The following is a 24183-nucleotide window of genomic DNA, read 5'->3' on the forward strand; positions in this document are numbered from 1 at the left end:
GTATAATACCTTGTAAAACATAGTACTAATCATTACCTTGTCTATATGAAGTCTCCTGAACAATTTCAAAGGCACAATAAGATCATCGGAAAAATTCTGATTGTCGTATCACTTCTGCACCTTGTGTTCTCAGCTTTTATGTACAATGCTGTCTATTTTTTCGACAGCTGGGAAATATTTAGTGACATCCATATAGGTGGGCTTACTTTCAGACATCCCGCTGCCCTTATGTATGCCTTCCCGTTTTTCTATGTTGGGCTGGCCATTATCGAGTTTATCCTGGCTGCCGGCATACTGGCCAACCAAAAATGGGCACAAAAAGCGTCGATGGCACCTGCGGTTTTCTACTTCTTCAATTTTCCGCTGGGCACTGCATTTTGTATCTATATCTTCCTCACTTTCTGGGAAACACCCACAGCCGCTGAGATGGAAGTCAGTCAAAAGGCGGAAGAGAATAGCTGAAGGCTATTGTTGTGTGACAGGGTAAATCTGCCCGTGATAGCGTTGGTATTTGAGGCGAATCCTAGTAAATTCACAGCCCCAATACTCAATATTTTAATCACATATCATGAGCGATAAAACTGAAAAACTGAAGGCGCTGGCGCTGACCATCGACAAACTTGAAAAAACTTACGGCAAAGGCACCATCATGAAGCTGAGTGATGAGCGGGTAGTTGACGTGCCAGCCATTTCTACAGGCTCTTTGGGGCTTGATATCGCTCTTGGTGTTGGTGGAATTCCAAGAGGCCGGGTAATTGAAATTTACGGACCGGAATCATCAGGTAAAACCACCCTTTCAATGCACTGCATTGCGGAGGCTCAAAAAAAGGGAGGTCTTGCTGCTTTCATTGATGCGGAACATGCCTTTGACAAATCCTATGCAGAAAAGCTCGGCATTGACACCGAGAACCTGCTCATTTCTCAACCCGACAATGGAGAGCAGGCGCTTGAAATTACAGAACACCTGATCCGTTCAGGCGCTATTGACATCATCGTGATTGACTCCGTAGCTGCCCTTGTGCCAAAAGGAGAACTTGAGGGAGAAATGGGTGATAGCAAAATGGGTTTGCAAGCCAGGTTGATGTCGCAGGCTTTGAGAAAGCTGACTGGTACTATTAATAAGACTGGCTGTTCCTGCATATTCATTAACCAGTTGAGAGAGAAAATAGGCGTGATGTTCGGAAATCCTGAAACCACCACTGGTGGTAATGCGCTGAAGTTTTATGCTTCGGTTAGGCTTGACATTCGCCGTGTGGGTCAAATCAAAGAGGGCGCTGACAACGTGACTGGTAACCGCACCCGGGTGAAAGTGGTAAAGAACAAAGTGGCACCTCCATTTAAAATCGTGGAGTTCGATATCATGTATGGTAAAGGCATCTCCAAAGTAGGCGAGATTATCGACATTGGGGTTGACCTGGACATTGTGAAAAAGTCAGGCTCGTGGTTCTCGTATCAGGAAACCAAGCTGGGTCAGGGAAGGGATTCAGTAAAGGAATTGCTGCTTGACAACCCTGAACTGATGGAAGAAATAGAAAAGAAAATCAAAGAAAAAATTGCGGGCGTTGCTGCACCGGCTCCTGCAGTGGCAGAAAAAGAATAAACAAACAAAAAGCCTTTAGTTTTTCGACCCTCAACGGGCTTAAAACTAAAGGCTTACTTTTTACAGACTCCCGGTCTACTTTGCGTAAGCAATCGATCGCATCTCACGAATAACAGTCACCTTTATCTGCCCCGGGTACTGCATATCTCTCTCGATCTTCTGGCTAATCTCAAACGACATGTCGCCAGCTCTTTGGTCAGACACGGAATCAGCGTCTACAATCACCCTGAGCTCACGGCCGGCCTGAATAGCGTAGCATTTATTGACGCCATCAAACTCCAGCGCTAAAGCTTCCAGCTCCTTCAATCGGCGGATGTACGACTCCATCACCTCACGGCGGGCGCCTGGCCGTGAGCCTGAAATAGCGTCACATGCCTGAATGATAGGTGAAATCATCGCTGTCATTTCCACTTCATCGTGGTGAGCGCCAATGGCGTTGCAAACATCAGGATGCTCCTTGTATTTCTTGGCCAGCTCCATGCCTAGGATCGCATGTGGCTGCTCTGGCTCTTCGGGCCACACCTTGCCAATATCATGTAGAAGCCCGGCTCTTTTGGCCATCTTGGCATTCAGCCCAAGCTCAGCAGCCAGCGTGGCGCAAAGCTTCGCTACCTCTCTGGAATGCTGAAGCAGGTTTTGCCCGTAAGACGAACGGAACCTCATCCGGCCAACCATTTTGATCAATTCAGGGTGCACCCCGTGAATACCCAACTCAATCACAGTCTTCTCACCAATTTCGACTATTTCATCATCGATGTTCTTGGCAGTTTTGGCCACGATCTCTTCAATACGGGCCGGGTGAATCCTGCCATCCTGCACCAGGCGGTGCAAAGACAATCTGGCTACCTCACGGCGTACCGGATCAAAACCTGAGATGATGATGGCTTCTGGTGTGTCGTCAACTATGATCTCCACTCCTGTAGCCGCTTCCAATGCCCGGATGTTTCTACCTTCACGCCCAATGATCTTGCCTTTGATGTCGTCACTTTCAATGTTGAAAATGGAAACACAATTTTCTATGGCGTGCTCTGTAGCAGTTCGCTGGATTGTCTGGAGAACGATCTTCTTCGCTTCCTTGGTAGCAGTCAGCTTCGATTCTTCAATAATCTCTTTGATGTGAGACGATGCCTTGGAACGAGCTTCGTCTTTCAGCGTTTCCACCAGCTGCTCTCTTGCTTCGTCGGCTGTGAGGCTTGAAATTTTTTCGAGGATCTCTACTTGCTGCTGCCTGATTTTGTCCAGCTCTTCCTTCCTCTTTTTCAATATCTCCATTTGAGCATTCAGGTTCTCCTTGGCAGAGTCTAGCTCAGCCTCGGTTCTCTTGTTCTGCTCAAACTGCTTCGATAGCGCCTGCTCTCTTTGCTTGATCTTGTTTTCGTTGGAGATGATGATGGCCTTTTTCCTATTCGACTCCTCCTCGAATTCTTCTCTAAGCTTCAGGAATCTTTCTTTGGCTTCAAGAATCTTATTCTTCTTGATGTTCTCAGCCTCAATTTCAGCTTCTTTTACCAGCAGCTTACTCTTTTCTTCAATGTCCGACTCCTTAGATGCATAGGATTTCTTAAGGGCCATTCTCCCTGCGAGAAAGCCCGCCACAATCCCAACAAAGGCAAATAGGATGATATATACGGTTGTGTCCATAACATTTAATATAAGGTGTATACTATTACTAGTTAGCACCAGCAGAAATTGCTACAGAAGCACAGGGTAAAAAATGATATGCAGGTTTATAAGGCCTGGGTGATCAGATGATTTAGGTGAGTAATTTTTTCTAGTGTTACCTGATCATTGTCTACAACAGTCTCGTCGACTTTCAGTTTTTCAATAAGCAAGTCGAAGGACACCATTGCCAGCAAGTCTTGTGGATCGTCGATGCCAAATTGTTCCTTGTACGACTTCATCCTTTCATTCAATTGCTTGCCTGCCTGACGTACCATGCCCTCTTCATGAGCCGATACCTTCATTGGGTATTCTCTGTTGCCTATTTTTATCCGTATCGAAAGCTGTTCCCCCATCACTTATCCTTACAGGTTATTGACTCAAATGAGCAATGCACCTATCTATCTCCTTAATATATTCATTTAATACTTGTTTGAGTTCTGTCGAGTCGTCTCCGCTCAATGCCAAACTATCAGCAATCTTACTAATTTTAAATTTATTTTGGAAGTCGCTTATCTGATGTTCCTTCGAACTCAAAACACTACGGAGCTCTTCATTCTCCGTTTTGGTATGATCTAACTCCTTTTTCAGGTTTTTATATTCATTTAAAAGAAGGGAAATCTTTCTTTCCAATGAGTTTAATTCCGAGTTGAGTTGGTTTGAGTTCATAGTAATCACTTCCTTATTATAGCCCCAAGCTGACTTTCAAAAGCAGCTATCAACGCATTCATTGTTTTGTCAATTTGCTTGTCCTTCAGGGTCTCCTTCTCATCCTGAAGAGTGAAACTGATGGCATACGACTTCTTACCAGCTTCCAGCTTGTCTCCTTCATAAACGCTGAAAACATTCAGCCCCTTGATCAGTCTACGTTCCGCTTGCCTGGCCACTTTCTCAACCTGCGAGAAACTCACTGACTTGTCCAGCACTAACGACAAGTCACGGCGCACTTCTGGAAACTTCGGCACTTCAGCATAGTCGATTGTGCCTTTGTACCACTTCAGCAGTTGCTTCCAGTCGATGTCAGCATAAAAGACCGGCTGTCGCACCTCCGCCAGCTTCAGCACCTTTTTGTTTACCTGCCCAATGCTTGCAAACATTTTTCCATTCAACGAAAAATCAAGGCCCGACTCAAATGTCTTGTCTGAGGTAGGTTGAGTCTCGTATCCTGAGATGTTCAATTTATTCAAAATTTGCTGCAAAGCAGCGGACAAATCGTAGAATTCTATCGCTTTGGTTGGCTGTCTCCAGGATTCCTCATGAGAGGCGCCTGTAACAAACAATGCCAGCCTGTTTTGCTCCCGGTACTTTCCGCTGTCCTTCTTATGATACGTCTTGCCAAACTCAAAAAACTTCAGGTTCGGTTGGCGGTGGTTGTTGTTGTAAGCCACCACTTCCAGTCCACTGAAAAGCATTGACTGACGCATCACGCCAAGCTCTTCACTCAACTTGTTAAGGATAACGACATTCTGCTCTTCCTCGTACAATCCTGATTTGGCACCATATTCAGCATTGGTCAGAGAGTTGGTGATGATTTCGTAGAAGGATCTTGCCGCCAGGAACTCCGAAATTTTAAGCTGAAGCTTATTGTCGTCCACCGTCGGGAATTCCGACAAAGTTTTGGCACCAATAGTCGCCGATAACTCAATATTATCGATGCCATACACCCTCAAAACCTCCTCTACTATGTCTATTTCACGCTGCACATCCACCCTGTAGGGAGGCACAACAGCGGTGAAATCATGAGCCGTTAAATCCTCAACACCAATGTGCAGATTTTTCAAAATTTTCAGAATAGCCTCTCTGCCGATATCTTTCCCCATCAGCATATTGACCCTGGCAAAGCGAACTTTGAACCTGAAGTCGGCAATGGGCTGCGGGTAGATATCAACTACCTCAGAGCTAATACTTCCTCCAGCCACTTCTTTTATAAGGAGTGCAGCATGTTTCAAAGCATTTACGGCCCCATTTGGGTCAATGCCTCGTTCAAATCTGAAAGAAGCATCAGTTTTCAGACCATGCAAGATGGCAGTGCGTCTCACGTAGTCAGGAGAGAAGTAGGCAGACTCGAGAAAGATACTTGTCGTGGTGTCGGATACGCCCGAGTGTGTGCCGCCGAAAACGCCTGCTATACACATACCTTCTTCGGCATCGCAAATCATCAGGTCATTGGCCGAAAGCTTCCTCTCTTTCTCATCCAATGTGGTAAACTTAGTGCCTTCGGGAAGCGTCTTGACAACCACCTTTCCTCCCTTGATTTTCGCAGCGTCGAAAGCATGTAGCGGCTGACCCACGCCGTGGCAGATATAATTGGTTACGTCAACGATGTTGTTGATGGGAGTGAGTCCTATCGCCTCCAGGCGAGCTTTGAGCCATGACGGCGAAGGCCCAACTTTCAGGCCCGTCAATGTAACGCCTGCATACCTTGGACACGCCTCAGCGTTTTCAACAGAAACGTCTATTTTAAGAGACTTGTCATCTGTTTTAAAAGTATCAATAGGAGGGAACTTCAAAGGCCTTCCGTAAAAGGCTGCCAGGTCTCTGGCTGTGCCGTAGTGCGAGGTGGCATCGGCCCTGTTGGGTGTTAGGCCAATTTCGAATACATAGTCTGTGGTTGGCTTAAAATAATCTGCCGCTGGCGTGCCATTGGGTAACTGCGTATCCAGCACAATTACGCCACCATGGTCGCTGCTCAGGCCTATTTCGTCCTCAGCGCAGATCATCCCGTTCGACTCTTCGCCTCTTATTTTTGCTCTCTTGATTTGGAAAGGCTCACCTGCCTTAGGGTGTATCGTGGTGCCATTGGTAGCCACCACTACCCGCTGCCCTTTTGCCACATTGGGAGCACCGCAAACAATACCCAACAGTTCGGGCCCACCAACATCAACTTGTGTCAGCTTCAGCTTATCTGCATTCGGGTGGGGTTCGCATGCCACCACTTCGCCCAGCACCAGGCCCTCCATGCTTCCGGGAATCTCCTCGTGAAATTCGAGTCCTTCCACTTCCAACCCCAACCCGGTAAGTACTTTTGACACCTCCTCGGGCTTCTCTGTCAGATCAATATATTCCTTCAGCCAATTATATGAAATCTTCATTCCTTGCTTCTCTTCTTCCTTATTTAATTCGTTTCAAAAAAACGAAGGGGTAAAATTAACCAAATAGCGTCAAGTAGTAGGCGAGCTAGTAGTTTTTTTCGCCTGCCTCGATAGCGATGTCCAAAACATTCTCTTTCAAAGGAAGGGGGCATGAATAACTGCTGTTGTACTCACAGTAGGGGTTGTAGGCCAAATTGAAATCCAGCACAATTTGCCTGGCATTTTTTACTGACACGTCGAGGTAGCGGCCTCCGCCATACGTTGATTCCCCACTGGTGGCGTCAGCAAACGCCAGGAAAGTGACATTTTGCATGCCTGGCCCGGCCTGCCTCAACAAAGTCAACTTCTTCCTCTGACCTTTGATCTCAAATTCAACGAAGGCAAATTTTTGATACTGCTGTGTTTTTCCATCGCTGGTACCGAGCGTTACAAGCTCCCTGGCCTCCAACTGATTAACATTGGCCATGACCTTGTAAGCCGGGTCAGCAGGAAAATATTTTAACTCGGTAAATTCTTTTCCTCTGAATGGCGAGTCAGATGAACTCCGCATAAATTCGTTCTTCTCCTTGCGCTCCTTTTCAATGGAAGCTATGTACTCTTCAGGTGACTCTTCACCGGAGTTCGCTAAAAAAATAACGACACCAACCACCACTGCAAGAATACTGATAATCAATTTCGAACCTTTCATCTTACCTATAATGTTGCTTCGTCTGCAAAACTATAATATCCTTCATCACAAAAAATCAAATGGTCGAGTACAAGTATCTGAAGCAACTCTCCGGCAGCTTTCATCGACTTGGTGAGCCTGATATCCTCCTGGCTCGGCCTGGGGTTTCCTGAAGGGTGATTATGAGTCAAAATAATCCCAGTACAGCCTGGCAGTTCCAATGCCTTTTTATAAATAACACGGGGATCAGCAACAGTGCCACTAATGCCTCCCAAACTCACTTGTTGCACAGAAATTACCTTGCCCCCACGGCCAAGAAAAATAATCCAAAATTCCTCATGGGCCAGGTCAAGTAAATAGGGCCGCATGAAATTGTAGGCCTCTTTACTGGTAATTATGACGGGTTTTGCTTCTGTGGCTTGCTCCTTCCTCCGCCGACCCAATTCAAGAGCGCTCATGATGGTAATGGCCCTGGCCTCCCCAATGCCCTCAAAGGTAGTGAAGTCTGCCATGCTAAATTTCCCCAACGCATTCAGATCGTTGTTTGCCTTTTGGAGGATCATTTTGGCAAGGTCGACAGCAGAGTGTCTTTTAGTGCCCGAGTTGATAAGAATGGCAAGCAGCTCAGCATCTGACAAAACCGACTTGCCTTTCGACATGAGTTTTTCCCTGGGCCGATCATCTTCTGACCAGCTTTTTATCGACAGCCGTTGCATGTAGTCACCTTCAGACATACTTGATTGATTTGCTTCTTAAGGTAACCAAAAACAACAAATCAACCAGCAATAAAAACAAAAAGCCCCTTCAAATTGAAGAGGCTCCTTAAATCTTCGGGTAAATTGGTGTTTAGTCTAGCGCATTAACCAGCTTAGCCAATTTTGATTTTTTGTTAGAAGCATTATTTTTATGAATAATGTTTCTCTTAGCAAGCTTGTCAATCATGCCTGCAACTTTTTTGTAAAGCTCAGTGGCTTCTGCTTTATCAGTTGATCCTACAAGCTTTTTGATAAAGGTACGAGTCGTTTTGTGCTGATAACGATTTCTCAACCTTTTGGCTTCTGTAGAACGAATTCTTTTTAACGACGATTTATGATTAGCCATACTATTTTAGTACTTGCGGTAAACAGTTCATTTTTAGAGAGCGCAAAGATAAAAGTATTGTTTGAATTTACAAAACCCTCCTGGAATATAATCTCCAGCGAAGCAACTGATAGCCTATGCGACCCGACAATAAAGTGACAACATTCCCAGCTTCATTTAAAGCTACTTCGCTATTAGCCGTTTTAGGGACGCTAATCGCAAATATATCATTTTCGAACCCGGGCAGCAGCCGATGGGGATTTTTTGCTCACCAAAAAATAAACCACCTGGCCGTTTACACATTACCTCCGGAATTAGGGGTTTTCTTTAAATACCATATTCAATATGTGGAGGAAAATGCTGTTAACCCTGACAGGCGCAGGTATGCGATTCCTGAAGAAGCGGCCAGACACTATATAGACATCGACATCTATGGAGACAGCGCCGTTTACAAGATGCCAAGGTATTGGAACGAGGCCGTAGAAAAGTATACCGAAGATACACTCCAGGCATACGGTATCGTTCCCTGGCATATTGCCACCATGAAAAACTTCCTTACAAAAGCTTTCCGGGAAAAAGACATTGATCGCATTCTTCGCTATGCTACAGACATAGGCCATTATATAGGCGACGCCAACGTGCCTCTGCACACTACGGAGAACTATAACGGCCAGCTCACCAATCAATATGGCATCCATGGCTTCTGGGAATCGAGGCTACCAGAACTCTTCTTTGAGGATTACGATTTTTTTGTTGGGAAGGCCGAGTACATAAAAAATCCCCAGATGGAGGCCTGGACGGCGGTCACCAATGCCCACCTGGCGCTCGATTCGGTGCTGGGGTTCGAGAAGCAACTAAATGCTCAGTTTGCCGAAGACAAAAAATACACTTTTGAAGAAAGAGGAGGCAGCATGACCCAAACTTACTCACGTGAATACGCAGCGGCTTTTCACCAAATGCTTGGGGCGCAAGTGGAAAACAGAATGAGAGCCTCGATAAAGATGGTAGGCGACTTTTGGTTTACCTGCTGGGTAGATGCTGGCCAGCCTGATATGTATGAGTTGGTCAAAACTCAACTAACTGAGAGACAAAAGAAGGAACTTGAGGCTGAACAAGAAGCCTGGAGAGTGAAGAAAGTTAGCACAAGAGACCACGAGGGAGGGGAGTTACCGTGATCGTTCTTCTGAACTTTGAGGTAACATGTCATTCCCCCGACAACATTGTTTGACCTTTCTGAGTTAATTGGCTAACATGAAAAGCACCCATTTTATACTTCTCCTCAGCCTAAGCCTCTTTTTTTCTTGTGAAAAGGAGGGCGAGACACCAACAGACCCAGTTGAAGATGATTTTGTGCCAACGCCTACAACAACTGTTTTGAAGGCCGGTGAATTCACGAATGTTGCTCACAAAGTGACTGGCAAGGCCACTATATACCAAACCGGCGGCACGAAAACCCTGGTGCTTGATCCATTTACTACTGAGAACGGGCCAGACTTGTACGTTTACTTAAGCTCTGACACAAAAGCGTCAAAGTTTGTAAGTCTTGGGAAACTTAAATCAACCAACGGCAAGCAGTCCTATGAAATCTCCAGTGACATAATGTTGGACGACTTTAGCTACGCCATTGTTTGGTGCGAAGACTTCAGTGTGAACTTTGGAAATGCGGAGCTGAAGTAGAACCTCTACTCTTCCATCCTCCTCTTTAGTTTAACAGGGTTTCTGGCCTTACGCATCCTCATATTAATGACCTCCACAACGAGGGCGAAGAACACCGCAAAGTAGATGTAGCCCTTCGGCACGTGGTGATGCCAGCCTTCAATAAACAACATGAACCCAATCAGGATGAGGAAGGACAGCGCAAGGACTTCCAGCGTGGGGTGGTTGTGAATAAAGTTACTGATAGACCCTGCGAAGACCATCATTACTCCCATAGAAATAACAACGGCTATAATCATCAGCAGCAAGTGCTCAGTGAGTCCCACGGCTGTGAGGATCGAATCGAAAGAAAAAATCATGTCGAGCAACACAATTTGAACAATGACATTGAGCAAGGTTGCCGACTTGGACGCCTTTTCTGAGTCGTCTCCCTCCATTTTCTGGTGCACCTCCATCACCGACTTAAATACCAGAAACATGCCGCCAGCCATCAGCACAAGGTCTCTCCCGCTAAGATCGGTGCCGAAGATAGAAAAAAGCGGGTTTGTAAGCCGTGTGATATAGTTGATGCCAAATAAAAGACCGATGCGCATCACCAGTGCAAGGCTAAGCCCAACAGTTCTGGCTCTCTTTTGCTGGAGATCAGGCAGCCCTTTTGAGACAATCGAAATAAAGAGGATATTATCTATCCCAAGAACAATCTCAAGAAAAGTGAGGGTGAGAAGGGCAATCCACGAAGATGGTTGAAGGAAAATATCAAAGCTCATAATAAATAACTGGTTTCAGTCTACTGTAAAAGTAATAAGCAGATCAATGAAGCTCTGATATTTTCCAACTAATAAGTCAATGTTTCAATGGCCCAAGAGGTTAAACAACCGGAGCCCAGCCTTTCTGATATTCTCTGCTCCAGTTTTTAAGCGCTTCTTTGTCATTCAAGATCTGCCCTTTAGCAGGATCAATGTTTAGGGTTCTTCCTGTTTCCTGAGAAATATTCCCAAAGTGACAAAGCTGAGTACTAATAGAAGCATCGGCAATTGGGGCGTTCAATGTTTTGCCCTCACGAATGGCGTCTGCAAAATTGTTAAAGTGATATACATCCAAAATACCCTCTCCCATTGTGTTGGTCGTAGCGCTTTCAGCACCTTCTTTCACTTCTTTCACCAGCTTACCTGACATGTCGAATAATTGATAAGAGTTTCTATCCAGTAGAATAGTCCCTTCTGTGCCATGAATGGTTACTCCTCTGCCTCTGTTATAAACTTCAAAGCCGTTGCAGCTTCTCCCTTCCCAGGTGATCATTTTACCACCTTCGAACTCGTAGTTCACCATCTGAGTGTCATAGTATTCCCAATCATCCTGAAACGCATAACGGCCACCGGAAGAGGAAACTTTTGTTGGATAATCGACGCCAAGTGCCCAGCGGCTAATGTCTATTTCGTGGGTGCCATTATTGTGCAGCTCGCCGGTGCCCCAATGCTTGAACCAATGCCAGTTATAATGCACGACGTTGTCTTTGTATTCCTTCCTGGGTGCCGGCCCCTGCCAAAGCTCCCAGTCCAGCCACTCAGGCACCGGAGCAGGCTTGCCCACGCCTATCGACTTGCGAGCATTTGCGTACCAGGCTTTGCACGCATAGGCTTTGCCAATGATTCCATTTCTGATGTCACTTATGGCTTCCTTTGAAGCAGAACCTGAGCGCTGCTGGTTGCCCATTTGCATCACAATTTTATTTTTCTTTTGTGATGCTACCAACATACCCGTTTCATTCGGATTGTGGCTACAAGGCTTTTCGATGTATACATGTTTGCCAGCGTTGGCACCCATGATACCCATCGGTGCATGCCAGTGCTCAGGGGTGGCTATAGTAATGGCGTCAACATCTTTGTTCTCAAGGAGCTTACGAAAATCTTTCTCTGTTTTCGCTTTTTTGCCCATTGCCTTTTCTATGTGAGCGCCTGCTGAGTCAAATACTCTGGAGTCAACATCGCACAGATAACCCAAGCTGGCATTGTTCACTTTCGAAATGGCCGAAATATGGGCCCTGCCCCTGCTATTGGCTCCTACCACTGCAAAGTTTACTCGATCATTAGCTCCAAGAATGGAACCGTAGCTTCTGGCTGACATGGCAAATGAAAGCCCTACAGTTCCCAAAGCTGTTTTCTTGATAAATTCTCTTCTTTCGTTATTTGTAGGCATTGCTTTGAAATTTTATAATTCTCTGATTCTAATATTCTTATAACTTACTTCGTTTCCGTGATCCTGAAGCAGGATGTGACCCACTGGCCACCTGCCAAACTCCGGCCATTTGCTATACTTGCTATATGCGACCAGGGCCCGGAACATTTGCGAAAAGCGCTCATATTCTACAACCTTGGTGCCGTTGAGCCAGTGTTCAACATGGCCATCCTTTGAAATAACTTTTGCAGTATTCCAGGTGCCCACGCCATTGAATGGTATTGGCTGCCCTAGATCAGACAAGTTCTCCGCCGCAATCAAATCATACAAAGACGATAATGTACGGTTTCCGTTCACGCCCATTTTAGCGTCGGGGTGCAGCTCGTCGTCAAGCACCTGAAACTCGCAGCCAATAGCCGAACCTGACCCTTTGTTCATTTCAGGATCCACAAAATACTTGATCCCGCTGTTGGCTCCAGGGGTAATTTTGAACTCAAGTTGCAGCTCGAAATTGCCATAGGTTTTGTCAGTAATAATGTCGCCAGGGCCCGCCGCTTCAGCACCGTCGGTGGCCAATATGGTGAGCACACCGTCTTTCATTTGCCAGCCTTTCTCCGGAAACTTGTCTAGTTTGGCTCCTCTCCAACCTTCAGTGGTTTTGCCATCCCACAGAAGTTTCCATCCATCGCTGACTTCCTGGTCGGTTAGTTTTGTGGTCTGATTTTGGGCGCATGACTGTGTAAAGCCGAAAATCGTTAATGCAAAGAGTGTTGTTAGTGTCGTATTTTTCATTTTCATACCCGATTGAATCTATGAAGGTAATAAAATATAAGGCTCTGTCGAATACCGTTCATCCTTTCCCCTTGTTTGCAATAAAAAAGCTGCCAAAAACCAGCAGCTTCAAAATAACGCTTGATGAGTCATTATCCTATTTTCAACGGCTACTTCGTCATCTTTCGGTATTTAATTCTGGTAGGGATAATATCACCCCCAAGGCGAGCTTTTCTGTTTTCCTCGTAGTCGGTGTAGTTGCCTTCAAACCAATAAACCTGGCTATCTCCTTCAAATGCCAGTATGTGGGTACAAATTCTGTCCAGGAACCACCTGTCGTGAGAAATAATGACGGCGCAGCCTGCAAAATCTTCCAGTGCGTCCTCAAGTGCTCGTAGGGTATTAACATCAAGGTCGTTGGTTGGCTCATCGAGCAGCAGTAAATTGGCTCCCATTTTCAATGTTAACGCCAGGTGCACCCGGTTTCTTTCACCACCGGAAAGTATGCCAACCTTCTTCTCCTGGTCATTGCCTGCAAAATTGAACTTGCTTACGTATGCCCGGGAGTTGATTTGCTTACCACCCAACTCAATCAATTCATTTCCTTCGGAGATCGTCTGCCAAACCGTTTTGTTAGGATCAAGGTTATCGTGCTCTTGGTCAACGTAGCCAGTCACCACGGTGGGGCCGACTTCAAATGACCCGGCATCGGGCTGAACCTTTCCGGTTATCAATTTGAAGAGCGTCGTTTTACCGGCACCGTTAGGCCCAATAATACCGACTATGCCAGCTGGTGGTAATGCGAACGACAGGTTCTCAAAAAGAAGCTTGTCACCAAATGCTTTTGAAAGCCCCGTTGCCTCAATGACTTTATTGCCGAGTCTCGGCCCGTTAGGAATAAAGAGATCCAGCTTGGCTTCCTTTTCTTTGACTTCCTCGCCTGCCATTTTATCGTAGGCATTCAAACGAGCCTTTCCTTTCGCCTGACGAGCCTTGGGTGACATTCTGATCCACTCCAATTCACGCTGCAGGGTCTTTTGTCTTTTAGACTCCGTCTTCTCTTCTTTGGCCATTCTATCCTGCTTTTGCTCCAGCCACGACGAATAGTTGCCTTTCCATGGTATGCCTTCACCACGATCAAGTTCAAGTATCCAACCCGCTACATTATCAAGGAAATAACGGTCGTGGGTCACAGCGATGACCGTGCCTTTGTAGTTCTGCAAATGCTGCTCCAGCCAATGCACCGATTCAGCGTCAAGGTGGTTGGTAGGTTCATCGAGCAACAGCACGTCCGGCTCTTTCAAAAGCAATCGACACAACGCTACTCTTCTTTTTTCACCGCCAGAAAGGTTCTTGATAAGCGCATCACCAGGAGGTGTCCGCAAAGCATCCATGGCAATCTCAAGTTTGCTATCCAACTCCCATGCATTTACATGGTCAAGTTTCTCCTGCACCTCTCCCTGGCGCTGAATCAGCTTATCCATAGCATCGGGATCGTCAAGCACTTCCGGGTCTGCAAATTTTTCATTGATTAGCTCAAACTCCTTTAGCAAATCAACAATCTCCTGAGCCCCTTCTTCCACAATGTCTTTTACTGTTTTATTGGGGTCAAACTGCGGCTCCTGCTCCAGCATTCCCACGGTGTATCCCGGCGAGAAAACTACCTCCCCCTGAAACTCCTTGTCTACCCCTGCTATGATTTTAAGCAACGAAGACTTGCCTGAACCGTTCAACCCAAGGACACCTATCTTGGCACCGTAGAAAAATGAAAGGTAAATGTTTTTTAAAACCTGTTTTTTCGGGGGGTGAATTTTGCTCACACCCGCCATTGAAAAGATTATTTTTTCTGCACTCATTGTATAGGGTATTATTGATTCAAAGATGGTAAAAATTATTACCAATGATTCATCTTTGATTTATATTAGTTATTTTGCACCAAATGCTCATTTATCCGCAACATTATAATTATTTAGGAACTTGGAAAGACGAGACATACCCTTTGGGTATATAGCAGAGGAAAAAGTTTACCTGTCGGCCTACATGGAATTTTCTGACAGGCAAATTGGCGAAGTAAAAGAAAGTGAAGAGAAAACCATCCAATACTTTTTGGATCGCTTTCAACACCTCGTACAGAAGATTGATGAGCTCGAAAAAGCCATCAACGAAAGCGAAAATAAGGGCTCGTACCTTATGAAGCTCCTTCATATGAAGGAATCCCTTGGCAACTACGACGGGCTGGGAGACTACCACCCGCTCTTTGAAAGGCTCACGGTGCTGGAAGAAGATTTGAATGTAGCCATTGCCAAAAACAGGGAAAGAAATAGTGAAATAAAAACAGCTTTACTGGAAGAATTGGATCAGGCACTGGCCGAAAGCGATTGGCGGGAAGCCACTGACAAGGTGCTTGACGTGAAGGATCGCTGGATCAAAACAGGAAATGCCAAAAAGGAAATAAATGCCGAACTGGATTTAAGTTTTCAAACGAAGCTTACTGACTTTTTTGACAGAAAGCAGGTCTATTTTGAAGACAGAAGAAAGGCATTTGATGTTCGCATTCAAAAGTGCGAAGACTATATCAACGAATTGAAATCGTTGAAACCAAAGAAAGCCGAACCAGGCACCATTGACCGGGTTCGTGAGATTCAAAGGGAGTGGAGAAACGTGGGTGAGCTGCCAGCCAGAGAAAAGCGCCGGCTTGACAAGGATTTGCGGTATCACACCAACTATTTCTTCCGCAGGCCAGACGCACCATCGGGAAGCTTTCAAAGCAGAGGTGGCTTTCAGGGGCGCAGCGGGCCTCCGGCAAGAACGATGTATGGCGGCGGCGGTGGCAGGCCCCAAGATGGAGCTCGACCAGCCTACAGCGCCAGGCCTAATGTGATGCCATCTCCTGAGGAGCTTGAGAGTAATTTGGTAAGAAAAGTTGCCCTTATTCAAGAGGCAGAAACTTTGGCTGACTTGGGTACCCGTGAAAGCGTGGAAGAGCTTAGAAAACTTCAGCAGATATGGAAGGGCATTGGCATGGTGCCAAAAGAAAGAGCCAAAGAAGTAACTGAGCACTTCCTGATTCTCTGTGATCGGGGTCAGGAGAGAATCTTCCTCGAAAACCTGGCGGCCAACAAAGATCCCGAATACACCAAGAAGAACAATAGGGAGAAGACACGATTCAAGATGAAGCTTATTCGTGACCTTCTGGTGAGAGACGAGCAGGATTTACAGACCTATCAGGAAAATCTTGACAGGCTCAATGCCACCAAACAGGCATTCGACAAGATGCTTCACAATAAATACCTCAACCAGAAGCGCAAAGTGATCGTGAAAAGGCAGTTGTTACAAGAGCTAAAAGTATCGCTGGATCAAATTTGAAGCTTTTTGAAACTTTTATTGGATAATTTTGTATTTATCCATAAAATGAAGCCATCAGCGCTGCGATTGGGCATGCCTATTTTGCCTCTTTCCTGCAATTCAGAGCCGATTTAACTTATTGTGTATGAGAAATTTAATAAAGGCCTTTGATTACAAAAACTGATGACTAATTTTGCGCACTATTTGAAAAACAGAACAAAATTGGAGGTATAGATCATGTATTGGACACTTGAACTGGCTTCGTATCTTGAAGACGCCCCATGGCCCGCCACCAAGGACGAATTAATTGACTACTCCATTAGATCAGGAGCACCACTAGAAGTAGTAGAAAACCTGCAAGAGCTAGAAGATGATGGTCAACCGTACGAAAGCATTGAAGAAATATGGCCGGACTACCCGACCAAAGAAGATTTCTTTTTCAACGAGGACGAGTATTAATACCCGTCGTCAATAGAAATAATGGCTGAAATGATGGCCCGGTAGCTTATGCCGGGCTTTTTTTATTTTTCAGCAACGCCTCTGCAATCAGTAAATCGGCCTGATGCGTGATTTTAATATTTTCTTCATTGCCGTCAATAAGCACTATTGAGTCCCCAGCCGACTCCACCACACTGGCGTCGTCGGTAAACAGGGCACTTTCGGGCTGCCTGTAAGCCTTCTTGATCACGCTAATGTCGAATGTCTGAGGGGTTTGGACCAATCTGTATTTGGATCGGTCACGTGCTGCCGACTTATTGCCAGGGCCAGGCACCTCACGAATCGACTCCTTCAGTGGTAAGGAAACTATCGCATTGCCTTGTTTCGATGCTACTTCAAACCCCTGGGTAATAACCTCAGTCGACACAAACGGGCGTACTCCATCGTGAATGGCCACTAGCCCTTTGTCTGGCAAGTGCTCTAGCCCATTTCTCACTGACTGGAATCTGGAAGCACCACCCGCCACTATTTGATGTGCAGGCAAAAATCGATGCTCTTCGCAGAGCTCTTTCCAAAGAGCCATGTTGCTTTGCGGTAGAACCAAAATGATGGCCATTGCCGGGTCAAAAGAGGAGAAGACTTCGATTGTACGCATGAGTATCGGGCGGCCATTTACCTCCAAAAACTGCTTGGGCAGCGTACTACCCATTCTGCTTCCTGAGCCTCCCGCTACTATGATCACGTACTTTTCAGGCATAAAAAAACTCCTGTTTGTTAAACCTTCGAAAGATAACGCCGAAGTTTTGTAAACAGGAGCTTCTTAAAAGAAATCTGCTTCTTTACAGAATCAGCATCGCATCGCCATAGCTGAAGAAACGATATTTTTCTTTGATCGCCACACGGTAGGCTTCCATCACGAGGTCATAGCCTCCGAAAGCGCTCGCCATCATCAACAGGGTTGATTCAGGCATGTGGAAGTTAGAAATCAAAGCGTTGCAAATCTTAAATTCGTAGGGAGGAAAAATGAATTTATCCGTCCAGCCTTCATTAGGCTTCAATCGGTTGCTGGCAGAAACCGAAGACTCCAGCGATCTCATCACCGTAGTGCCTACTGCCACCACTCTTTTTTTCTCATCGATGGCCTTGTTGACCATGTCCACCGTTGGCTGGCGCACGAAGAAGTTCTCTGAATCCATTTTGTGCTTGGTCAGGTCTTCAACGTCGACAGGACGGAAAGTGCCCAAGCCAATGTGCAGCGTAATAGGGTTGATTTCCACACCCTTGATTTCCAGGCGCTTCATCAACTGCTTGGTGAAGTGCAAACCTGCGGTGGGCGCTGCCACAGCTCCAACATTCTCTGCGTAGATCGTTTGGAAACGCTCTCTGTCGTCTGGCTCAGCTTTTCTTTTGATGTACTTTGGAAGTGGTGTTTCTCCAAGGGTATCAATCATCTTGTAGAAGTCAACTCCTTCGCCATCATAAAGGAACCTGATGGTTCTTCCTCTTGAAGTAGTGTTATCAATAACCTCTGCGACAAGGTCTCCATCACCAAAGTAGAGCTTGTTGCCAACCCTGATCTTACGTGCAGGATCCACAAGCACATCCCATAAGTGCAACTCTTTGTTGAGTTCTCTTAGAAGAAATACTTCAATTTTAGCACCTGTTTTTTCCTTGTTACCGTATAACCTGGCAGGGAAAACCTTTGTGTCGTTAATGATAAAGTTGTCTCCCTCATCGAAGTAGTCAACTATGTCCTTAAAAGTTTTGTGTTCAATTTTTCCAGAATCTCTGTGCAAAACCATTAAACGAGATTCATCTCTGTTTTCAGAGGGATAGAGGGCAACCAGCCCCGCAGGGAGGTCAAATTTAAATTCTGATAATTTCATTTAATATTACGGTATTAAATTGTGAAGGAGGTGGTAGTCCATCAAATAAAGGATGCAAAGATATAGAAAGTTTCAGTACGATGTAATTATTTGTATTGAATGTCAACTAATAAAATAAAAAGCCTTGCTGATCATCCGCTTAACACTCGAAAGCTTCAGGTTTGCCTGGAACGCTCTTAGGTCCAATCTTCTGAGAACGGTTCTTTCCTTATTAGGGGTGACCATTGGCATCTTCGCCATTATTGCCGTGTTCACGATTGTGGACAGCCTTGAACGCAGCGTTAAAGACAGCCTTAACTTTCTTGGATCAGACAATATCAACGTCGAAAAATGGCCCTATGGGTTTGGCGGAGGGCCATACCCCTGGTGGAAATACATGAATCGTCCACAACCTACCTATGCTGACTATCAGTTTCTGCTGGAAAATGGCGACAGCTTTGAAGCCATAACTATCTCTGCCCGAAGAGGTGGTGTAACGGCCAAACAAAAAAACAATTCTACCTCCTCCGACCTTATGGGGGTAGCTTTTGACCATAAGGACGTATATGAAATACCTCTTGAAAAAGGCAGGTATTTTACCCGACTGGAAGCCGATGCTGCCCGAAACGTGGCCATTATTGGCGCCCGAATTGCGAAAGATCTTTTTCCCTACGAGGATCCGGTGGGCAAAACAATAGCCATGCGAGGCCTGAAGTATTACGTGATCGGCACTATTAAAGAAGAGGGAGAAGGATTCCTCGGTACCCCAAGCAACGACGACAATATTTATGTTCCTTATAAGACATTTCTTAAGCTCTACTATAGTGGTGCCAGAGATGGAATAGGCTCATCTATTACGGCCAAAGGAAAATCTTCAGACATTGGATTGGTCGAGCTCGAATACGAGCTACGAGGACTCATGCGCCAAAGGCGGGGACTCAAGCCGAAGCAGGAAGATGACTTTGCTCTCAATCGCCCCGAAGCGCTGGTGAATTTTATCAGCTCGACTTTTGACGTACTGAGTGTTGCAGGCTGGGTCATTGGAAGCTTCTCCATTCTCGTAGGTGGTTTTGGTATTGCCAATATCATGTTTGTGTCCGTAAAAGAGCGAACCAATATTATTGGCATTCAAAAATCACTCGGTGCCAAAAACTACTTTATCCTGTTTCAATTCTTGTTTGAAGCGATTTTCCTCAGCGTGATTGGAGGCGGAACCGGCATCTTCCTGGTGTATCTGATATCCTTTGTGAGCCTGGGCACGCTCGACCTGCAGCTTACTGTTGGCAACATTATTCTTGGACTGGGCGTATCAGCTGTTATAGGCATGGCCTCGGGCATCATACCTGCTGCTACCGCCTCGAGGCTGGATCCTGTTATCGCTATTCGAACGCAGTAAAGGCAGATACCTCACCTAACAATTTGTTCACAAGCTCCTTGCTGATGTGACCGGTATGTTGTTTTCTTATTTTTTTCCAGATAGCTGGCAACTGTTTGGTGCCAAAACGTGTTGAATATGCTTTGCTCACCAAAGCCTGATCTAACTTTATCATGTCGAAGGAAAAAATCATCCTTTTTACCCTTGCCGGAATAAATTTCACTCATATTATGGACTTCATGATCATTATGCCCCTTGGGGATTTGCTCATGAAAGTATTTGAAATTACTCCTCAGCAATTCAGCCTCATTGTCTCCAGTTATACGTTTACTGCTGGTATATTCGGTTTTATGGCGGCCTTTGTCATCGATAGATTCGACCGAAGAAAGGCGCTCCTATTTCTTAATGTGGGGTTTGTGGTCGGCACCATTGCATGTGCACTTGCTCCAACTTACGTCGTTCTTCTTTTTGCGAGAAGCCTTACAGGCGCTTTTGGCGGTGTACTTGGTGCTCTCATATTATCGGTGGTAGCAGATGTGGTACCCGATGAGCGCAGAGGGCAGGGTATGGGGATCGTGATGGCCGCCTTTTCGGTGGCATCGGTGGCAGGAGTGCCTTTTGGCTATTTCCTTGCTGAGAAGTTTAGTTGGCATGCTCCATTCCTACTTTTGGCTGGCATGGGCACTTTGATTACCCTGGCGATATTCAAATTTATCCCTTCACTCACAGGGCATATGGTGAAAAAATCGGATCGCCCCAGCCCCGCCAAGGTACTGACAAATGCCATTTCGCTACCCAATCAGAAGTTGGCACTCCTTTTTATGCTAACGTTAATTCTGGGGCAGTTCTCGATTATCCCATTTATTGCTCCTTACATGATTCGAAATGTAGGTTTTGAGGGTGATCAAATTACTTACATCTACCTGGTAGGCGGCGGTCTGACCATTTTCACCTCGCCTTTGATTGGCAGACTGGCGGATAAATTTGGGAAAAAGACAGTCTTTATAGTTTGTGCCAGCGCTGCCATTATCCCAGTCTTCCTGATCACTAACATGCCCCCGGTTCCTGTGGCAGCGGCACTAGTAGCTACGGGGCTTTTCTTTGTATTGGGTGGAGGCAGGATGATCCCAGCGATGGCAATGATTACCTCTTCGGTAAAACCGCAGAACAGGGGGAGCTTCATGAGTATTAGCTCGTCGGTACAGCAGCTGGCTGCCGGATTGGCCTCACTGATTGCCGGAGTGATTGTGATAGATAATGGGGGAAGCCTGGCCAGGTACAATTGGGTAGGCTATTTTGCCATTGCCGTTACTGTGGTTTGTATTTTCCTTGGGTCCAGAATTAAGTCCGTCGAGCAATTGGCGGCTGACGACGCTTCTGTAGCGAAAGAAAAGGAAGCGCTTGCTGAAGCATGATAAAAAAATACATTGGCTCTGAAATGGAAAGCCTTCCGCTCTTAAGTGAAACGGAAGGCTTTTTTTAACCGGTCCCGGAAAGGTTACTTGAATTTAGGATGCTTCATGCCAGGAAAGTTCTTGTCGAAGAACTCACCATATTCCTTAATAATCTGAGGCATCTCTTTTCGCAACCACAAAATGCCTATCAGGTTGGGGATGGTCATCAGCGCAATGGTGATGCCTGACAGCGTCCAAATGATGGTGGTATCGGTAAAAGAAGCAAAGAAAAATGCAATGGTGTAAATAATATGATAGGGCATTACTGACTTTGGCCCGAGCAAGAAGGTCATGGCTCTGTCGCCATAATACGACCAGGAAATAGCCGTGCTAAAGGCAAAAAGCAGAAGCCCAATAGCGACAATGTACTGTCCCGCATCTCCAAAGAAACTCCTGGTAAAGGCGATTGTAGTAAGTGGAGCACTGTGCACGAGTGATTTTCCTTCAACCAAAAGGTCGCCTGAAGGGTCAACAAGGTTACCATTTTGCACTTTGACAGATCCGGTGAAGGGGCTGCCTGCTTTTGAAATCTTTACATCTTCGGCTATGGAGCGTGCGTGAATGATTGACAGGTTGTTGGTCACCGAGCCATCCTGCACATTCAGGTCACCGTTGTATAAGGCAACAGCGCTTTTGTTAGTAAGGTGTCCGAAAAGCTTTTCCTGATCCTGCGGATTATTTTCGTCGTAAACGGCGTTAAGCACAAACATGTCCGTTTGTTGAAAAACATTCTGATGCTTTTCATTCCAAACACCACTTGAGAGTAGCACAAGGCCAGTAACAGTACAGATGATTATTGTATCAATAAAAGGCTCAAGAATGGCCACCATCCCTTCTGAAAGAGGCTCGTTGGCTTTGGCTGAAGCGTGAGCAATAGGCGCAGAGCCCTGACCAGCCTCATTAGAAAACAGTCCTCTGTTGACACCTCTATTGAAGGCATAAGCCAACGTAGCTCCCAAAAAGCCACCTGTGGCAGCCGAGCCAGTAAACACATCAGCGAAAATCGATACGAATGAAGGGATGATATTGCCAGCGTTATAGAAAATAACAGCAAAGGCTCCAATGAAGTAGATGATTGCCATGGCTGGAACCAGCTTAGAAGTAACCGCAGCAATTCTTTTGATGCCTCCAATGATCACCATGCCAAGAAAAATAGAAAGCACCAGGCCGGTGATCCAATGCTCAATGCCAAAAGTGGCAAACACCGAATTGGAAATACTGTTGATTTGAGGCAAGCTGCCTGTACCAAATGAGGAAAGCACAGTGGCTATTGCGAAAAGGGTTGCCACCCAACCCAGGCTTACTTTTTTGCCAAACAGCATGAAATTGGCATTCTTCATATAATACATGGGGCCGCCTGCTTGTGAGCCATCGGCAACAGTTTCCCGGTATTTGTGAGAAAGTGTTACCTCCACAAATTTGGTGGTCATGCCCAGGGCAGCAGTCATCAACATCCAGAACAGGGCAGCGGGGCCTCCAAGGTGGATAGCCAGGGCCACACCAGCAATGTTTCCTGTGCCTACAGTACCCGAAAGTGCCGTTGAAAGCGCTTGAAAATGGGAAGTATCGCCGGGCAGGTCAGATTTGTCGTATTTACCTGACACCACCCGCAGTGCGTGGCGAAAGAAACGTATCTGAGGAAACTTCAGGTAAATGGTAAAGAAAAGTCCGGTTCCAAGCAGGAAGTAAACAAACCAGTCGGCACTGCCGATAAAGCTGTCGATAAGAACCAGAAAATCGTTGATTTGCTGCATCATACGGGATAGGTTAATAGTAGAATCGTTGGGAATGAGTTTTGTACAATCGACAAAAATAAGAATAATAGCTTCTGGTGAAAGGAGCATTATATAAAAAGCCTGTTTGACCGTACTTCAAGAAGCTAAAGACCGTTAATTTGCTCTGTGACAGAAATAGCAATGAAAATAGACGATTGGCTAACCCTTCTTGAAGAGGAGCAGCTGGAAGCCACCAAATTCGACTTACCAGTCGGTAGCATCCCATCTGTCCGCACCTACCCGTTGTTTCAAATTAAACGCTCTGACCCCAATGTCTTTTTTCCGGCTTTGATCGCAAGTAAACTGCTGGAATGGAAGCACCTGATGAACTCTTCCCAAACCGAACGGGCTGACAAGATTGCTGCCAGAATTGTCAGCACCGTTCCGCTCTACAAAAGCCGCCGGGGCCGCATGCACTATAACTTCTGGCCAACCAGTCCCGATATTCCTTTCCCCAATGGCAGGCTTCTGCATCGATTCGACTTCTTCCGCCTGCCCGATGATATTGATGACACGGCCCTGGTTTATTCGGCACTGCCAGCTGATCAAGACACACTATTAACTCTTCGGAAAGACATTGAAAAACATTTCATCAAATACTACCCACAGCAGCCCAAGGTATATGCCGCCTGGCTGGGAGATAAAATGCCGTGGGTAGTGGACACATGTGCCATAATCAATTTACTAAGCCTGTTTCGGGGCCTGTGGCCTACCGAATTCACCAGACAGTCGGACGAACACATTAAAAAGATTCTACAGGAAGCGCTATATGTGACAGAGCCATATGGGGTCGCTCCTTACTATCCGGACACGGCCGTTATTGCCTATCACCTTGCCAGATGGGTTTCAGAGCAAGACGACACTCTTCTTCTCAGCACGCTGCAAAAGTCTCTGGAAGAGCTCCTCAAAGCAGAAAAGAATGAATTCCGGGCTATGCTGTATGGCATCAGTTTGATGAGACTTGGTGCCTCACCGATAAAATCCATCGCTGCTGACAGACTAGCTGCTGACTTGCAAAAGTACCCCTGGTTTTATGGGACTATGTTGTCAGCCGTAAAACCAAATTGGCTCCAGAGAGTTGGGCGACTAAAGGTCTTTCACATATCCCATTCATGTCCGGCATGGAATTACACACTTTGGGTAGAATACACTTTGCTGAAAAAAATGATAGAAAAACGAAACATTGTATCGTAATATTACGATTAATAGTCTTGCCGGGTAGTCCGGCATA

22 protein-coding genes are annotated in these 24183 nt (G+C 45.9%); 9 read left to right on the plus strand and 13 right to left on the minus strand.

Annotated features, from left to right (window positions below):
* Positions 1-45 precede the first annotated feature (45 nt).
* Positions 46-462 carry a hypothetical protein gene (locus AAC052_RS21775; protein WP_317489545.1) on the plus strand — a complete coding sequence of 139 codons (417 nt, stop codon included), beginning with the start codon at positions 46-48 and terminating at the stop codon, positions 460-462.
* A gap of 106 nt (positions 463-568) precedes the next feature.
* Entirely contained in the window at positions 569-1600 is a 1032-nt protein-coding gene (gene recA / locus AAC052_RS21780) for a recombinase RecA (protein WP_151996368.1), read from the plus strand.
* Between the two features lie 75 nt (positions 1601-1675).
* On the opposite strand, the gene rny is transcribed toward recA, so the two are convergent.
* The 6 genes from rny to rpsT all read right to left on the minus strand — a co-directional run bounded on the left by rny (position 1676) and on the right by rpsT (position 8119).
* Positions 1676-3241, minus strand: coding sequence for a ribonuclease Y (gene rny, locus AAC052_RS21785; protein ID WP_317489544.1), 1566 nt, complete (start codon positions 3239-3241; stop codon positions 1676-1678).
* 86 nt (positions 3242-3327) lie between these two features.
* The gene (locus tag AAC052_RS21790) at positions 3328-3615 is read right to left on the minus strand and encodes a cell division protein ZapA (RefSeq protein ID WP_151996366.1); all 288 of its coding nucleotides are present in this window, start codon (positions 3613-3615) and stop codon (positions 3328-3330) included.
* A gap of 318 nt (positions 3616-3933) precedes the next feature.
* Positions 3934-6351, minus strand: a complete 2418-nt coding sequence (pheT, locus tag AAC052_RS21795) for a phenylalanine--tRNA ligase subunit beta (RefSeq protein ID WP_339815490.1) — start codon at positions 6349-6351, stop codon at positions 3934-3936.
* A gap of 85 nt (positions 6352-6436) precedes the next feature.
* The gene (locus AAC052_RS21800) at positions 6437-7039 is read right to left on the minus strand and encodes a DUF1684 domain-containing protein (protein WP_339815491.1); all 603 of its coding nucleotides are present in this window, start codon (positions 7037-7039) and stop codon (positions 6437-6439) included.
* Between the two features lie 5 nt (positions 7040-7044).
* Entirely contained in the window at positions 7045-7752 is a 708-nt protein-coding gene (gene radC / locus AAC052_RS21805) for a DNA repair protein RadC (protein WP_317489541.1), read from the minus strand.
* Positions 7753-7864: 112 nt separating this feature from the next.
* A complete protein-coding gene (gene rpsT / locus AAC052_RS21810; RefSeq protein WP_317489540.1) occupies positions 7865-8119 on the minus strand; it encodes a 30S ribosomal protein S20 in 255 nt (84 codons plus the stop codon).
* Positions 8120-8235: 116 nt separating this feature from the next.
* Between rpsT and AAC052_RS21815 the strand changes: the two genes are divergently transcribed.
* The gene (locus tag AAC052_RS21815; protein WP_339815493.1) at positions 8236-9273 is read left to right on the plus strand and encodes a zinc dependent phospholipase C family protein; all 1038 of its coding nucleotides are present in this window, start codon (positions 8236-8238) and stop codon (positions 9271-9273) included.
* A 76-nt stretch (positions 9274-9349) separates the two neighbouring features.
* Positions 9350-9775: a DM13 domain-containing protein gene (locus tag AAC052_RS21820; protein ID WP_317489538.1), complete on the plus strand. Its 426-nt coding sequence runs from the start codon at positions 9350-9352 to the stop codon at positions 9773-9775.
* Between the two features lie 5 nt (positions 9776-9780).
* On the opposite strand, the gene AAC052_RS21825 is transcribed toward AAC052_RS21820, so the two are convergent.
* The 4 genes from AAC052_RS21825 to ettA all read right to left on the minus strand — a co-directional run bounded on the left by AAC052_RS21825 (position 9781) and on the right by ettA (position 14556).
* Complete coding sequence (locus AAC052_RS21825) at positions 9781-10521, minus strand: TerC family protein (RefSeq protein WP_317489537.1); 741 nt, start codon at positions 10519-10521, stop codon at positions 9781-9783.
* Positions 10522-10621: 100 nt separating this feature from the next.
* Positions 10622-11950 (minus strand): Gfo/Idh/MocA family oxidoreductase, encoded by a 1329-nt coding sequence (locus tag AAC052_RS21830; protein WP_317489536.1) that lies wholly within the window; start codon positions 11948-11950, stop codon positions 10622-10624.
* 12 nt (positions 11951-11962) lie between these two features.
* Complete coding sequence (locus tag AAC052_RS21835; protein WP_339815495.1) at positions 11963-12721, minus strand: DUF1080 domain-containing protein; 759 nt, start codon at positions 12719-12721, stop codon at positions 11963-11965.
* Positions 12722-12870: 149 nt separating this feature from the next.
* Positions 12871-14556, minus strand: a complete 1686-nt coding sequence (gene ettA, locus AAC052_RS21840; RefSeq protein ID WP_317489534.1) for an energy-dependent translational throttle protein EttA — start codon at positions 14554-14556, stop codon at positions 12871-12873.
* 121 nt (positions 14557-14677) lie between these two features.
* Between ettA and AAC052_RS21845 the strand changes: the two genes are divergently transcribed.
* The gene (locus AAC052_RS21845; RefSeq protein WP_317489533.1) at positions 14678-16066 is read left to right on the plus strand and encodes a DUF349 domain-containing protein; all 1389 of its coding nucleotides are present in this window, start codon (positions 14678-14680) and stop codon (positions 16064-16066) included.
* A 216-nt stretch (positions 16067-16282) separates the two neighbouring features.
* On the plus strand, positions 16283-16504 hold the full coding sequence (locus AAC052_RS21850; RefSeq protein ID WP_039751840.1) for a DUF2795 domain-containing protein: 222 nt from the start codon (positions 16283-16285) through the stop codon (positions 16502-16504).
* A gap of 46 nt (positions 16505-16550) precedes the next feature.
* Here AAC052_RS21850 and AAC052_RS21855 read toward each other — a convergent pair whose 3' ends face one another.
* Together AAC052_RS21855 and queA are read right to left on the minus strand one after the other, a co-directional pair.
* Positions 16551-17240 (minus strand): 2-C-methyl-D-erythritol 4-phosphate cytidylyltransferase, encoded by a 690-nt coding sequence (locus tag AAC052_RS21855; protein WP_317489532.1) that lies wholly within the window; start codon positions 17238-17240, stop codon positions 16551-16553.
* 82 nt (positions 17241-17322) lie between these two features.
* On the minus strand, positions 17323-18369 hold the full coding sequence (gene queA, locus AAC052_RS21860) for a tRNA preQ1(34) S-adenosylmethionine ribosyltransferase-isomerase QueA (protein ID WP_151996350.1): 1047 nt from the start codon (positions 18367-18369) through the stop codon (positions 17323-17325).
* 124 nt (positions 18370-18493) lie between these two features.
* Here queA and AAC052_RS21865 point away from each other — a divergent pair, with 124 nt between their 5' ends.
* A complete protein-coding gene (locus AAC052_RS21865; RefSeq protein WP_317489531.1) occupies positions 18494-19744 on the plus strand; it encodes an ABC transporter permease in 1251 nt (416 codons plus the stop codon).
* A 152-nt stretch (positions 19745-19896) separates the two neighbouring features.
* Positions 19897-21138 carry an MFS transporter gene (locus AAC052_RS21870; RefSeq protein ID WP_339815498.1) on the plus strand — a complete coding sequence of 414 codons (1242 nt, stop codon included), beginning with the start codon at positions 19897-19899 and terminating at the stop codon, positions 21136-21138.
* Between the two features lie 83 nt (positions 21139-21221).
* On the opposite strand, the gene AAC052_RS21875 is transcribed toward AAC052_RS21870, so the two are convergent.
* A complete protein-coding gene (locus AAC052_RS21875; protein WP_339815499.1) occupies positions 21222-22934 on the minus strand; it encodes an amino acid carrier protein in 1713 nt (570 codons plus the stop codon).
* A gap of 159 nt (positions 22935-23093) precedes the next feature.
* Between AAC052_RS21875 and AAC052_RS21880 the strand changes: the two genes are divergently transcribed.
* Positions 23094-24146 (plus strand): hypothetical protein, encoded by a 1053-nt coding sequence (locus AAC052_RS21880; protein ID WP_339815500.1) that lies wholly within the window; start codon positions 23094-23096, stop codon positions 24144-24146.
* The last annotated feature ends 37 nt before the right edge of the window (positions 24147-24183 follow it).

Origin of the sequence: uncultured Imperialibacter sp. (assembly GCF_963974565.1) — a bacterium.
GTDB classification, from domain to species: domain Bacteria; phylum Bacteroidota; class Bacteroidia; order Cytophagales; family Cyclobacteriaceae; genus Imperialibacter; species Imperialibacter roseus.